This window comes from Cryomorpha ignava (genome assembly GCF_010686655.1).
GTDB classification, from domain to species: domain Bacteria; phylum Bacteroidota; class Bacteroidia; order Flavobacteriales_D; family Cryomorphaceae; genus Cryomorpha; species Cryomorpha ignava.
The window spans coordinates 20912-35093 of the sequence record NZ_JAAGVY010000017.1 but is presented as its reverse complement, the minus strand read 5'-3'; the positions used below and the strand labels follow the sequence as shown (position 1 = coordinate 35093).

General features: G+C 39.8%; 12 protein-coding genes. 10 read left to right on the top strand and 2 right to left on the bottom strand.

Translation table 11 applies throughout. The annotated features are described in order from the left end of the window. The first annotated feature begins 195 nt into the window (after positions 1-195). Positions 196-2211: a glycyl radical enzyme family protein gene (locus G3O08_RS10455; protein WP_163285311.1), complete on the top strand. Its 2016-nt coding sequence runs from the start codon at positions 196-198 to the stop codon at positions 2209-2211. A 259-nt stretch (positions 2212-2470) separates the two neighbouring features. On the opposite strand, the gene G3O08_RS10450 is transcribed toward G3O08_RS10455, so the two are convergent. Both G3O08_RS10450 and G3O08_RS10445 read right to left on the bottom strand, forming a co-directional pair. After that, positions 2471-3751 (bottom strand): dockerin type I domain-containing protein, encoded by a 1281-nt coding sequence (locus G3O08_RS10450; RefSeq protein WP_163285310.1) that lies wholly within the window; start codon positions 3749-3751, stop codon positions 2471-2473. A 366-nt stretch (positions 3752-4117) separates the two neighbouring features. Then, positions 4118-5131: a DNA topoisomerase IB gene (locus G3O08_RS10445; protein WP_163285309.1), complete on the bottom strand. Its 1014-nt coding sequence runs from the start codon at positions 5129-5131 to the stop codon at positions 4118-4120. Positions 5132-5418: 287 nt separating this feature from the next. On the opposite strand from G3O08_RS10445, the gene G3O08_RS10440 reads away from it, so the two are divergent. The 9 genes from G3O08_RS10440 (at position 5419) to G3O08_RS10400 (ending at position 13712) form a co-directional block, all read left to right on the top strand. Then, positions 5419-6705 carry a hypothetical protein gene (locus G3O08_RS10440; protein WP_163285308.1) on the top strand — a complete coding sequence of 429 codons (1287 nt, stop codon included), beginning with the start codon at positions 5419-5421 and terminating at the stop codon, positions 6703-6705. Between the two features lie 68 nt (positions 6706-6773). Then, entirely contained in the window at positions 6774-7274 is a 501-nt protein-coding gene (locus G3O08_RS10435; protein WP_163285307.1) for a c-type cytochrome, read from the top strand. Between the two features lie 26 nt (positions 7275-7300). Beyond that, positions 7301-9295 carry a Sec-dependent nitrous-oxide reductase gene (gene nosZ, locus G3O08_RS10430; protein ID WP_163285306.1) on the top strand — a complete coding sequence of 665 codons (1995 nt, stop codon included), beginning with the start codon at positions 7301-7303 and terminating at the stop codon, positions 9293-9295. 69 nt (positions 9296-9364) lie between these two features. Next, positions 9365-9958 (top strand): hypothetical protein, encoded by a 594-nt coding sequence (locus tag G3O08_RS10425; protein WP_204336847.1) that lies wholly within the window; start codon positions 9365-9367, stop codon positions 9956-9958. Next, the gene (locus G3O08_RS10420; RefSeq protein WP_163285305.1) at positions 9955-10368 is read left to right on the top strand and encodes a nitrous oxide reductase accessory protein NosL; all 414 of its coding nucleotides are present in this window, start codon (positions 9955-9957) and stop codon (positions 10366-10368) included. The genes G3O08_RS10425 and G3O08_RS10420 overlap by 4 nt, the downstream gene beginning before the upstream one ends. A 29-nt stretch (positions 10369-10397) precedes the next feature. Beyond that, positions 10398-11657, top strand: a complete 1260-nt coding sequence (gene nosD, locus G3O08_RS10415) for a nitrous oxide reductase family maturation protein NosD (RefSeq protein WP_163285304.1) — start codon at positions 10398-10400, stop codon at positions 11655-11657. Next, positions 11644-12354, top strand: a complete 711-nt coding sequence (locus tag G3O08_RS10410; RefSeq protein ID WP_163285303.1) for an ABC transporter ATP-binding protein — start codon at positions 11644-11646, stop codon at positions 12352-12354. The genes nosD and G3O08_RS10410 overlap by 14 nt, the downstream gene beginning before the upstream one ends. Then, entirely contained in the window at positions 12351-13118 is a 768-nt protein-coding gene (locus G3O08_RS10405; protein WP_163285302.1) for an ABC transporter permease subunit, read from the top strand. The genes G3O08_RS10410 and G3O08_RS10405 overlap by 4 nt, the downstream gene beginning before the upstream one ends. A 186-nt stretch (positions 13119-13304) precedes the next feature. After that, a complete protein-coding gene (locus G3O08_RS10400) occupies positions 13305-13712 on the top strand; it encodes a GxxExxY protein (protein WP_163285301.1) in 408 nt (135 codons plus the stop codon). Positions 13713-14182 lie beyond the last annotated feature (470 nt).

Sequence of the window (14182 nt, the reverse complement as noted above, 5' to 3'; positions counted from 1 at the left end):
AAGAGATTGAGGAAGCATAGAAATTGCCCTTTTTTCAAGATTAACGAAAAGGCGAAAAACCGAAATTTTGGTTGAAAAAGGCTTTTAAGGTTAAAAATGGCAAAGGGCAAATTCGCGGAAGCGGAAACCCGAATGTGAACAAGAATATTAATTCAAGATAATACACACTTATAACCTTAAAAAAACGAAAAATCTATGCTCAGTTTCAAATTAGATCCCGATTTCGTAAGCAAGTATCGTGAAATCACCCCCGACTTTGGCTTTAATGGTCTTGGACTATTAACTTATTACCGCACGTATTCCCGCCTAAAGGAAGACGGTACAAACGAACATTGGTACGAAACTGTGCAGCGTGTTGTAGAAGGTGCATACACCTTGCAGAAAGATCATATTTTAAGGAACGAACTGGGATGGAACGACCGAAAAGGCCAGCGCAGTGCGCAGGAGATGTACGACCGTATTTTTACGATGAAATTTCTTCCGCCCGGGCGTATGCTTTGGGCGCTGGGATCTAAAATTGTACACGAATGCAAGGTGGGTCAGGCACTATTTAATTGCGCATTTGTATCTACTGACAATATAGACCACTCGGTACTTGAGGCTACCAAGCCATTTACATTTATGATGGATATGAGCATGGTAGGTGTAGGCGTAGGTTTTGATGTGGAAGGTGCCGGAAAAATAACCGTGCAGAAGCCAATTGGCTTGGAGACTGAAGTTTTTGACATTCCAGATTCGCGTGAAGGCTGGGTAAAAAGTTTAGAGCTGCTTCTCGCAAATTATTTTAGCGGACATTTTGAATTGTCTGTTGAGAAAGAAACTGTTTTTAACTATGATCTTATTCGCCCTTCAGGTGCTGCGATAGCAGGATTTGGAGGCGTATCAAGCGGGCCTGCACCACTTATCAGAATGCACGATCAAATACGCGATATTCTGAAAGGCCTTGATGGCAAAGAACTTAGCGTAACGGCTATTACCGACATTATGAATATGATAGGCCAATGTGTTGTGGCTGGAAATGTGCGCAGAACGGCTCAAATTGCCCTGGGTGGTGTAGATGACGCCGAATACCGCAAGCTTAAAGACTACGCATGGGATTCTGAAACAAGTAGTTACAAAGGCAATCAAGCGCAAAGAGCTGCGTGGGGCTGGGCATCTAACAACAGTGTAAAGGTTGATAACAAAACCAACTTTAAGGAAGTAGCAAAGCAGGTAGCTATAAATGGCGAACCGGGCTTTGTATTTATGGACAATATTCGCGATTTCTCTCGTATGTGCGACCCGGCAGACTATAAAGACATTAAGGCTAAAGGAACAAATCCGTGTGGGGAGCAATCGCTTGAATCTTATGAGCTTTGCTGCCTGGTAGAAACTTTTCCATCGCGTGCCGAATCAAAAGAAGACTACTTGCGCACCTTGAAATTTGCCTACCTGCTTGGTAAAACGGCTACACTGGTAAGCACTACCTGGCAAGACAGCAACAGAGTGCAAAAGCGGAATCGCCGAATTGGTACATCTGTATCGGGTGTTACAAATTTCATTCACAAATACTCGCTCGAAACTTTTCGCCAATGGTTGATGAGCGGCTACAACGAAATACAGGGTTGGGATGATATTTACTCATCATGGCTTTGTGTACCAAAGAGCATTAAAATGACAAGTGTAAAACCGAGCGGTACGGTGAGTTTGCTTGCTGGAGTAAATCCCGGTTGTCACTTCCCGGAGTTTGACTACTACATACGTCGCGTGCGTGTTGCGAAAAACTCACCGCTTATTCCGGCCATAATAGATTCGGGTTTGCATATAGAAGATGATGTGGTAGACAGCTCATCGGCAGTGGTTTCCTTTCCAGTACACAATGAAGGTCGCAGCCTGAAAAATGTTTCAATTTGGGAACAAGTGTCGCTGGCGGCCTTTTTACAGAAGTACTGGAGTGACAATCAGGTAAGTTGTACGGTAACGTTTAAACCTGAAGAAGCTGATCAGATAGAGCCTGCACTTGATTTCTTCAAATACGAGATTAAAAGCATCAGCTTTTTACCAAAAATAGAAACTGGAGCCTATGCGCAAATGCCGTACGAGGCTATTACCAAAGAAAAATACAAAGAGATGGCAGCGAGAGTTACGCCGCTAAATCTGATTGAAATGTCGCAGGAAGCAAAAGGAGAAAAGTTTTGCAATAACGATACCTGCGAAGTGATCAGCTTGTAAGTTAGTTGAGTTTAGATTAGGAATAAACCACTGCCGGAGAAATCGGGTAGTGGTTTTTTTTGTGCCGGGATTTTTTTGCCACAGATGCACAGATGGCTTTTGCTAAAAAGGGAGCTTTTCGAATATAAATTATAATCGCCGTTTCCAATAAATAATCGAGTGGATATAATTGCGACGAGATATGAATACTAAATCCAATGCTTGCTTAAATTTCCAATATTCGCGGAAGCGTGGCGAACAAATAAAAACAGGACTTTAGTTAATCAAGTGGAACCGAATCTCCCACCATTCCAAAAGAGGAATTGATAACAGAGATGTCCACTATGTTCACAATTCCATCGCAGTTTAAGTCGAGATAGGTCATTGGGTTATCAGCGGGCAGTACCTGATTAAACCAGGTATTGACCATAGATATATCCGTTACATTCACGAAACTATCGTCCGAAACTTCACCACGACGCAGCACACCACCTTCCAGAAAATTTGTTTCATCATCGGTTATTTCCACATCCTGAAAACCTTTTGGAAGGCATCCCTTAACTTTTATGAGCATATCGAATTCACCATCTATGGGATTAATGAGCAAAAAGTGGCCATTATTCTCAATCACAACATCGTACCGAGCCAATAATTGTGTAGTGCCCGGCTGGTAAAAACTAACTTTTGCTGTTCGGGAAGCACAATTTGCGTCCCACATAAAGGTTCCTATCAGATTGCCCGTGCCCGGGGTTTCGCATGATATAAGTGGCAGGGATACACTGTCAACGACGTCTGAACAGTAGTTTTCGCTATCACCGCATAGTACAGTGATATATACGATTTCTGACCCACTTATTTGAGTACTAACCTGCCAGGTGGTATCGTCACGGGTTCCATCAAAGAAAAACAATCCGGAATCAGTAAGAATTTCACATGTTACAAAATCAAGCCAGGCATTGCCATGTGCAATTCCCGAAAGGTCAACATCAACCATTCCATCAGCATCGATACAAGGAGCAATTTGAATTTGATCAATTGATAAATTGCACGGCGGCTGCGGATTAAAACAATTAAGGACGATTTGAAAATTGCTGCCACCATTTATATCATAGCCAAGGGCACGCACAAAATATTGGCTTGCAGGAAGCCCAAAGAAAGCCATATACGTATTATTATCGGCAGCGGGATCACAATATACCAGCTCCAGATTATCGCAGGATCCACTATACACCTCAAAACCCCCATTAACTCCGTAGCCATCCAAAAAATAGTTTAAGGCTCCGGTAAGATCTAACTCAAACCACAACTCGCGCAATTCTAAATTTGGATTAGCCAGCAGGCATGATGCGGTGTCAAGGCCTGCCGCACCACCCTCACTAAAATTTGACGAGAAACTAGTTTGATTTTGGCAGCTAAGCAAAAATGCGTCGTCGCATTCAATGTTATCGGCTAGAGTATCGACTGAGGTATGCCCAGCCTCCATTGCAAATGTATTTGACGAAAACAGAACGGGGAGGTGAAAAACTGTTGTAAAAAGAAAAATTCGGAGAATGGGTTTCATAACGAGGTTTTTTGGTAGCACTGGTGTAAGCTGAATTTTTCTTATTAAATCAGTTTAATACAACCGGAGCAAGATTCGCAAAACAAATAGGATGATTTCTGCTTTAAAACTTAATAATCAAACATGTGCATTTGCTGATGGAAAGTTAGTCAAAACCAATTTAACAAAAAAGGGTGAAAACACCCTTTTTATAGATAGCAAGAAGTCAAACCCAAAAGAGAAATACGATTAGACTCATTTTCAGAATAATATGACCATTTTTCAGCTATTTATACGGCGAAAGTAAACAATTTTAAGTGGCCTTAATACTTTTCACTCCCCATTTCATTACTATAGAAAAATAGGATCAGATAAATAAAACCCGCGCTAATTGTTTAAGATTTCAAGCACCATTTGTTCATCGGGATCAAACTCGGCATAGCGCTTTTTAGATTTCGCGCTCGGTGAAAAGTTTTTATTATTTATGCAGAATTCCAATACATCAGGATGTACATAGTACTTTCTGCAAATCGCCACAGAGTTGCCCAGTTCTTTAGAAACAAGACGAATGAGTGTAGTCTCCATTTTCTTTTTTGGGTTTTCTTCACAAATCTGATGCGCCTCTGCCGCCTTTGAAACACTCAAAACAGTTCCTCCCCAAGTTCTGAAATCCTTTGCAGAGATATGCTTGCCCTCTAATAGATGTTGATTTATATAATGGTTTAAATCAGAAGAATCGATATCGTGCAGACCATTGTCATCTCTATATCTAAAAATATTATATCCGGGTATTTCTGCACATTCCTTAAGCAGTTGTGTCAAAAATTTATCGCTCAGTTCAAGTTCCCTTTCAGAACTCTTTTTTCCGATATAGCTAAAGTGCGCACCGTTTTTGTCAAAATTAACGTGCTTTCGCCGAAGGGTGGTGAGGCCATAGGTTTTATTGGTGGCAGAATAATAAGTGTTGCCCACGCGAAGTAACAGTTCATCCATTAAGGCAGTGGCGAGAGCCAAAACCTTGCGTTGATTCCACTCCGGTTCTTTCAGATCTTTTTCATATCTGCGTCGCAACTCGGGCAGTTGATCGGCAAAATCTACTATATGCGTAAATTTGGTACTACTCGAGTAAACTTCCCAATCCGGATGGTAGCGATATTGTTTCCGCAATTTATCATCGCGGCCGGTAGCCTGCAAATAACCATTTGGCTTAGAGCAAATCCATACATCTTTCCACGCGGGCGGAATTGCAAGCTTCTTTATTCGCTCAATCATATCTTTGTCTTCAAGCCGGTTGCCCGAAGAATCTACGAACATAAAACCTCTACCGCGTCGCTTTCGAGTTAATCCGGGATCTTCGTCGCATACGTATATGAGCCCTTTCGGCAAATCTATTTGAGTCATCGGTATATTATTATCGCAATGAAAAAACCAATCTGAGCGTAAAAAAGTTCGTTCACCTTTCAAATAGACTCATGAAATGTTTAAATAAGTCATGTTATGAAATCGACAAATTATTTTTTTTCATATAAAACAGGCATAAAACCCATTTAGCAGGTTCGAAGTTCACCTTTAGCGGAATTTCATAATTATATAGTTTTTTCAAAATGAGAAAACGCTATAATAAAACAGGATAGATTTAACTTAATTTAAAATAAGACCTATATTTGCGGAAAAGCCCCAAATTGCTGATGACCGACCCTGAAATCGATCAACATGACGCACTTTTCAAAGAAAAATCTGACCGCAATCTCTTCTTGCGAAAATGGTTAGTTATCGGATTCTCCATTTTTCTGATCGCCGGCATTCTGGGTCTCACCATGCGCTATATTTTTGTTTCCGAAATACCTTTCTTAAAATACAAAAATGTGCTTCATGCCCATTCGCATATTGCCATGATGGGCTGGGCATTCATGCTGGTTACTGCGGGAATAATGTATTTCTTTGATCCCCATTTCCGCCTTAAAAAAGTCGCGCGCAACACCCTTTTCTTAAACACCATTGCCGTAATCGGCATGACTATAACCTTTATTTTGCAAGGATATGCCGTAGAGAGTATCGCCTTTTCTGCCATGCACCTATTCACAGCTTACTATTTTGGTATTAACATATTGCTCAAGTTAAAGGGAGCAAAAAAGAGCACGCCACACCGCTTTCTAAAATGGAGTATTTATTGGTATCTTATTTCCAGTCTTGGCCTTTTAGCAATCGGCCCGATAAGCAATATTTTTGGTGCTCACCACCCTTTTTACACAGGTTCCATTCAGTTTTTTATCCATTTTCAGTTCAATGGCTGGTTCACTTTTGGTGCTCTGGCCATACTTATCAAGTTCTTGGAACACCGCGGATACGTATTTGCCATCTCAAACGGCATTTGGATTACGCTTATTCTATCAGTCATTCTTACGTATCTTTTAAGTGTAACATTTAGTACTCCGCTCGATATTCTGTTCTATCTCAACGCCGCGGGCGTGATTTTACAAGCCATTGCATACAGCGTAATCTTGAAAGCTATTTTCAAAGGCATTCGACATATCCGTTTTAATAGCCCGATTATTCGCACACTATTCTTTCTGGGAATCGGCAGCCTTGTAGTCAAAGTTTTCATTCAACTTGTAGTCGTTATTCCTTTTATTGCCGTAATTTCCTATACCATTCACAATTATGTTATCGCGTTTATACACCTTATTATGCTGGGTTCTATAACCTTTACCATTAGCGCTTTGCTGTTGCAAGAAAGACAACTTATACTTACCAAAACAGCAAAAGCCGGTTGGATTATTTTGGCCACTGGATTTACACTTACTGAGCTTATCCTTGTTGTTCAAGGCACTATGTTTTGGATGGCAATGGGTTTTATCCCAAAATATTATGAAATTCTTTTTGGTGCTTCTATACTTCTACCCTTGGGAATAGCTTTTATTATAGTATCTTTTGTCCCAAACAAGTTGGCAAATACCTATCAAAAATCACTTTGAGATATGATAATTATCAGCTTTTTATTTGAATCAACACTATACTTTTAACCCATAAATTAACTAAACAAATGAAAAATTTAAAATCAGTTATTTTTATCCTTTTATCCGTTACTTTTTTGGTTGCCTGCGGCGGTGGAGACAGTAACTCTGAATCTAATGAAACCGATGCTACACAAGAGAAAGCAAAAGAATTAAGCGCCGATCCTAAAGGAGTCGGTGAAGTAAAAAACGTCGAGCTTACTGATCCGCTAAATATGGAAATGATTGCGCAAGGAAAAGGCATTTACGAAATGAAATGTTCGGCATGCCACAAATTATCTGATCAGCGCGTTGTTGGTCCGGGATGGGCCGGTGTTACAAACCGCCGATCTCCCGAATGGATTATGAATATGATTATGAACGTGGATGTAATGCTGGAAGAAGATGCGGAAGCACGAAAACTTCTGGAAGAATGTTTAACACGTATGCCCAATCAAGGTGTTTCGAAAGAAAGTGCACGCGAGCTTGTAGAATTCATGCGTAAAAATGACATGGAAACTGTCGGTAAAAAAGACGGTGCTGTAATATAAATTAACAAACCAATAATCACTTAAATATGCTTAATACTAAATCAATTTTTCACACTTTAATTGCACTCTCTGCAATACTTGTTTTGGGCTCGTGCGAGCAGCGCGACACCAAAACTGTAGTTCAGGGCGACGCCGCGAGCATGGCTTATGTTGCTCCCGGCGAATACGATGAATTCTACTGCTTTATGTCAGGAGGATACAGCGGTCAAGTTACCGTTTATGGACTTCCGTCAGGACGTTTGTTCAAAGAGATTCCTGTATTTTCTCAGTATCCTGAAAATGGATATGGATACAGCGAAGAGACTAAACCGATGTTTAATACCTCTTACGGAATGGTGCCATGGGATGACTCTCACCACATTGAGCTTTCTCAAACGGATGGCGAGTTTGATGGCCGTTGGCTTTTTGTAAATGGTAATAATACGCCGCGTATTGCGCGTATTGACCTTACCACGTTCGAAACTGTTGAGATTTTGGAAATTCCAGATGTAGCCGGTCTTCACTGTGCTCCATTTATCACCGAAAATTCCGAGTATTTGGTATCAGGAACACGTTTTAGTGTGCCGATTCCACAACAAGACGTTCCAATTGATTCGTACAAAGAAAACTTTGTAGGGTTAATTAACTACGTAAAACTGGACCAGGAAACAGGCGAAATGAGCCTTGACTTCCAGATTGAAATGCCCGGGTATAACTATGACCTTGCGCGTAATGGAAAAGGGAAATCACACGGATGGAGCTTCCTTACTACTTACAACTCTGAGCAGGCTCACACCCTTCTTGAAGTAAATGCATCTCAAAAAGATAAAGATCTTCTTGCGATTATCAACTGGAAGAAAGCTGCGGAATATATGGAAGCTGGCAAATTTACTGAGAGAACTACTTCATACTATCACAATACTGTTGATCACTCTACAGGTATTGCTTCTTCAGAAGAAATGAAAACTACCCGTATCCTTAATCCAAAAGATTGCCCAGATATGGTTTATTTTATTCCGGTGCCAAAATCACCACACGGTTGCGATGTAAACCCAACGGGTGAGTACATTGTTGGCAATGGTAAACTTTCTGCCGATATGACTGTCTATTCTTTTGATAAATTGATGAAAGCAATTGAGAATAAAGATTTTACAGGTGATATTGATGGTATTCCCGTAATTAACTACGAATCAGGAGTTCACGGCATTCTTAAAAAACCAGGACTCGGCCCATTGCATACAGAGTTTGATGGAAAAGGATTTGCTTACACGACTTTCTTTATCTCATCTGAAGTTGTAAAATGGAATGTTGAGAAATTGGAAATCGTTGATAGACAATCTACTTTCTACTCACCTGGTCACTTGGTAATTCCCGGTGGTGAAACCAAAAAGCCTTACGGTAAATATTTAGTTGCGATGAACAAGATCACTAAAGATCGATTCTTACCAACAGGCCCTGAACTGTGCCACAGTGCCCAACTTTTTGACATCTCAGGCGACAAGATGAAACTTATTCTTGATTTCCCTACTAAAGCTGAACCACATTACGCACAGGCTATTCCTGCAAGTAAAATTCAGCCTAACAGTGTGAAATACTTCAAAATAGAAGACAACAAGCACCCATATGCTGCACTTGGAGAAGCCAAAGCACGCGTAGAGCGCGAAGGTAAAGATGTACACGTATATATGACAGCTATTCGTAGCCACCTTGCTCCTGATAATATTGAAGGAATTAAGATGGGAGATAAAGTTTATTTCCACCTTACCAACTTAGAGCAAGATTGGGATGTTCCTCACGGATTTGCAGTACAGGGCGCAAACAACGCTGAGCTTCTTGTAATGCCGGGACAAACCAGAACATTGTTGTGGGAACCATTCAAACCAGGCGTATTTGCATTTTACTGTACAGATTTCTGTTCAGCACTTCACCAGGAAATGTCAGGTTATGTTCGCGTTTCGCCAGCTGACTCTGATGTAAAACTGATGTGGGGATTGAACAATGAAAATAAAGACGAAGAGACACTTCGTGAGATGATGAAGTAAGTGTTGAATTAAGAATACGGAAGGCTCGAAAAGCTTGAGCCTTCCGTTTTTTTAAACTAAAAACATACCATGAAAAGATCACAAAGATTACCCCGCATTCTGATGATTTTAGCTGTCGTTTTACTCGGCGGAATCTTTTTGTTTCCCTTGTGGCAAATAAATCTAGAAGCGGCTCAGTTTCCGGGTGGTCTTGATTTAAATATTTGGATCAATCGCATTTCTGGTGCTGATGGTGACGACAGCATTATACAAAATATCAATATTCTTAACCACTATATCGGGATGCAATTTATTGAACCTGATAGTATTCCCGAGCTTAAATACTTCTCGTATGTAGCTTATGCCATGATGGCCTTGGGTGTGCTTATGGCTATTATCAATAATAAATGGGGTTACGGCATTTGGTTCTTAATTATGGCCATACTTAGTGTTTTAGCGGTTTACGACTTTTACTTATGGCTGTATGATTACGGTCATAACCTTGATCCCATGGCACCTATTAAAATAGAAGGTATGACTTTTATGCCACCGCTCTTCGGCGAAAAAGATCTACTTAACTTCTACGTAAAATCGTATCCGCAATTGGGAACTATTTTTATGGGACTTTCTATTGTTGGTGGCTTTTTCGCATTTTGGACTAAGCCTAAAAAAGTAAGATCGTGAAACACCAAATCTTTTTGTTAATTGCGTTAGTTTTTATTGCCGTATCGTGCACAGAAACGCCTGAACCTATTAATTTCGGAAAGGATCAATGTTCATTTTGCAAAATGTCAATTTCCGACCCGAAATACGGAGCAGAATTGGTAACCGATAAGGGAAGAGTGATTAAATACGACGCACTTGAATGCATGATAAACGACTTAAATACCAATGAACCTGCTTATAGTGAACTGTATGCGGTAGCCTTCGACAAGCCTGAAAAACTCATCTTAGTTGACTCTTTGATGTTTGTAATTTCTCCAGAATATAAAAGCCCAATGGGTGCTCATCTGGCTTCTTTTACAAAAGAAAATACACCCGTAGCCGAAGAGTTATTGGACTGGAATGCTTTAAGAGCTGAATTTGATCAGTAGATAAATTTAATCCTTAGAAAATTGTAATCATGCTAAAACACCCGCAATCTCTTGTTGGGATATTTGTATTATTGCTTTCGTGTTTGGTTTCTCAGGCTGCCACATTTACAGTTGATATTAACAAAGGAACTCCGTCAATTAAGGAAACTCTTGCTCATGCCAGTGCGGGAGATACTGTGCTTGTAGAGCCCGGAGTTTATCGGGAACATACTATTATCATAAAGAAACCTGTAACCCTTATTGGAATTGACTTTCCCGTTTTTGATGCCAATAATGAAAAAGTAGAGATTTTGATTATTGGCTCGGACAGCGTGCATGTTTCGGGCTTCATTTTTAGAAATGTTAGCGTAAGCTATATGAACGACCTGGCCGCATTAAAGGTAAAACATGTAAAATATGGATCGATTGTAAACAACAAATTCGAAAATTGCTTTTTTGGTATTTACCTTGAGTACGCACAGCACTATTTGCTGAAAGGCAACACCGTAACAGGTGCCTTTAAGAATGAAGCAGCAGCAGGAAACGCCATTCACGTTTGGAAAGCAAAGCACATTACCATAGAAGACAACGTTCTTTCAAAACACCGCGATGGAATTTACTTCGAATTTGTAGATAGCAGCTATATTTCAAACAACCGCAGTTTTAATAATATTCGATACGGGCTGCACTTTATGTTTTCAAACACTGATGTGTATTCGCATAATGTCTTTAAACACAATGGATCGGGCGTGGCGGTAATGTTTTCGCACAGGGTGCAAATGATTCAAAACACTTTTGAAGAAAATAAAGGTGGCGCTTCTTACGGGCTGCTGCTGAAAGAAATTAGCGACGGGAGCATTAGCCAAAACATCTTTCTTAGAAATACCATTGGCATTATGGCAGAAGGCGCCAACAGATTATTGCTAAGCGAAAACCAATTTACATTGAATGGCACAGCGATAGATATGAAAGGAAACAGCCTGGACAATATAATAGAGCGGAATAATTTTTTGGCCAATACTTTTGAAATCGTTACCAATTCAAATCACAATATCAACAAATACGATTCCAACTATTGGAGTATGTATAGTGGCTACGATTTAAACAGAGATGGAATTGGCGACTTACCTTACAGACCGGTAAATCTATTTGCACGGATTACAAACGAAATTCCATCGGCTACACTTATGCTGCACAGCTTTTTTGTAAATATGCTCGACGCTACAGAAAGACTTTTTCCTGATTTAATTCCCGCCGAACTTGTGGATGAAAATCCCATGATGAAACCTTATATATATGATTTCAATTAAAGACATTTCAAAGACTTTTGGGAAGCAGCAAGCGCTTAAATCCATCAACCTTGAGTTTAAGAAAGGTGAATGTGTTGCCCTTATTGGACCCAACGGCTCGGGAAAGACCACTTTGATAAAGATCATTCTTGGATTGCTTTTCCCCACATCGGGCAACCTGACGGTAAATGGCGTGAACATTGAAAAAAATGTTGATTACCGCGCTGATATCGGCTATATGCCTCAAATGAGCAGACTGCCCGAAAACATGACAGTAGCACAGGTTTTTGCTTTGATGAAACGCCTGCGCAAAGACGTAAAAGAACTCGACACCGACATCTACGAAGCATTTGATATAGATGGCATGAGCAAGAAAGGGCTTGGAAAACTATCTGGCGGAATGCGCCAGAAAGTGAGTGCCGCATTGGCCTTTTTATTCAACCCCGATATTTTAATTCTCGATGAGCCTACTGCAGCACTCGACCCTGTGTCGAACGAAAATTTGAAACAAAAAATAAGCCGAGTGCTGGCCGACGGAAAAATGGTCATTATTACTTCCCACAATTTGAGCGATTTAGATGGAATTGTAGACCGTGTAATTTACCTGATGGACGGAGAAGTGTATTTTGATAAATCAATTGATGAATTGCGCTCAAGCACAGGCGAAGAAAGGCTCAACAAAATGATTGTTAAATCTTTAAAACCTCAACTCGTATGATTCAGATAGCGCGTTATTTAACAATCGACCTTTTAAAGAATAGGGCAGTTATCGGTAGTTTTCTACTCTTTGTTGCTATTGGCTGGGGCTTGTTTTTTATAGAAAACCAACCCGAGAAAGCATTGCTGATGGTTATGCAGGTTACGTTACTATTGCTTCCACTTATTACCCTTATTTTCAGCTGCATCTACTACTACAATTCTTACGAATTTACGGTGCTCCTGCTCTCCAATCCCATTAAAAGAAGCGCCGTAATCCAAGCATTTTTCATCGCCCTTTCTATTTCATTTTCTTTTGCTTACACCATTGGTATTGGGCTTCCGTTATTGCTAAACAACCCTTCACCCGAAAGCGTCATTATGCTCGTTTCGGGCAATTTTCTGCTTTGGATATTTGTGGGCATCGCGCTATTTATCTGCACCAAAGTAAATGACAAGGTGAAAGGAATTGGTTTAGTCTTAATCCTTTGGGCCTTTTTCGCTTTTCTTTTTGATGGATTGCTTATCCTTATAATGTATCAATTTGGTGCCTACCCTATCGAAAAACTTATTTTGATTTTGACCTTTTTAAATCCAATCGATATTTCGCGGATAAGCGTAATCATGCAAACCGATGCCAGCGCGATGATGGGGCTGTCGGGAGCGGTTTTTGTCGATTTCTTTGGAAGTATGAAAGGGTTGGTTATTTCGTTTTCAGCCCTGCTTCTTTGGGTTGCTGTAATGTATTTGGGTTCTGTGAGAAACTTCCGCAAAAGCGATCTTTAGGGGTTTGAACCATTGAGAAAAATCATTAAGAAGTTAAGGGCATTAAGGTTTGGGTCGTGAGCGCTACGGCTTAATTTTCTTAATTCCTTAATGGTTCGAAGACTTAATGGTTAAAATACCTTATGGTTCAAAATATAAAACCATTAGGATCGGATTTATTAGATTCACAGAAAAATAACGAACATTATGGAAACCAAAACATCAATCACCCAACTGTCTTACGATATAACAGGTCTGGCCATAAAAGTACACAAAGCATTAGGACCCGGACTTTTGGAATGTGTATATGAAAAATGTCTGAAATACGAATTGATTAAAAATGGATATGATGTACAGCATCAAATGTTTGTGCCAGTAATCTATGACGATTTGGAAATGGATGTCGATCTTCGGCTCGATTTATTGGTTAACGATACAGTTGTGGTAGAATTAAAAGCTATAGAGAAAACCCAGCCTGTGCATGAAGCACAGTTACTTACGTATATGAAACTACTCAAAAAGCCTCAAGGACTTCTGATAAATTTCTTTACTGAAAACATTACTAAGAGCTTGAAGCCATTTGTGAATGAATATTTCCGCGAGCTACCAGATTAAAAATTAACCATTAAGAAAAATTATTAAGGAGTTAAGGGCATTAAGGTTTGGGTCGTGAGCGCTACGGCTTAATTTTCTTAACTCCTTAATGGTTCGAAGACTTAATGGTTAAAATACCTAATGGTTCATAAAAAAAATTAACCATTAAAAAAAATCATTAAGGAGTTAAGGGCATTAAGGATTGGGTCGTGAGCGCTACGGCTTAATTTTCTTAATTCCTTAATGGTTCGAAGACTTAATGGTTAAAATACCTTATGGTTCATAAAAAAATAACCATTAAGAAAAATCATTAAGGAGTTAAGGGCATTAAGGTTTGGGTTGTGAGCGCTACGGCTTAATTTTCTTAATTCCTTAATGGTTAAAATACCTTATGGTTCATAAAAAAATAACCATTAAGAAAAATCATTAAGGAGCTAAGGGCATTAAGGATTGGGTTGTGAGCGCTACGGCTTAATTTTCTTAATTCCTTA

Bases quoted from the DNA above. Each gene is read 5' to 3' on its own strand.
- G3O08_RS10455 (WP_163285311.1), top strand. From the start codon at position 196: ATGCTCAGTTTCAAATTAGATCCCGATTTCGTAAGCAAGTATCGTGAA.
- G3O08_RS10450 (WP_163285310.1), bottom strand. From the start codon at position 3,751: ATGAAACCCATTCTCCGAATTTTTCTTTTTACAACAGTTTTTCACCTC.
- G3O08_RS10445 (WP_163285309.1), bottom strand. From the start codon at position 5,131: ATGACTCAAATAGATTTGCCGAAAGGGCTCATATACGTATGCGACGAA.
- G3O08_RS10440 (WP_163285308.1), top strand. From the start codon at position 5,419: ATGACCGACCCTGAAATCGATCAACATGACGCACTTTTCAAAGAAAAA.
- G3O08_RS10435 (WP_163285307.1), top strand. From the start codon at position 6,774: ATGAAAAATTTAAAATCAGTTATTTTTATCCTTTTATCCGTTACTTTT.
- nosZ (WP_163285306.1), top strand. From the start codon at position 7,301: ATGCTTAATACTAAATCAATTTTTCACACTTTAATTGCACTCTCTGCA.
- G3O08_RS10425 (WP_204336847.1), top strand. From the start codon at position 9,365: ATGAAAAGATCACAAAGATTACCCCGCATTCTGATGATTTTAGCTGTC.
- nosD (WP_163285304.1), top strand. From the start codon at position 10,398: ATGCTAAAACACCCGCAATCTCTTGTTGGGATATTTGTATTATTGCTT.
- G3O08_RS10410 (WP_163285303.1), top strand. From the start codon at position 11,644: ATGATTTCAATTAAAGACATTTCAAAGACTTTTGGGAAGCAGCAAGCG.
- G3O08_RS10405 (WP_163285302.1), top strand. From the start codon at position 12,351: ATGATTCAGATAGCGCGTTATTTAACAATCGACCTTTTAAAGAATAGG.
- G3O08_RS10400 (WP_163285301.1), top strand. From the start codon at position 13,305: ATGGAAACCAAAACATCAATCACCCAACTGTCTTACGATATAACAGGT.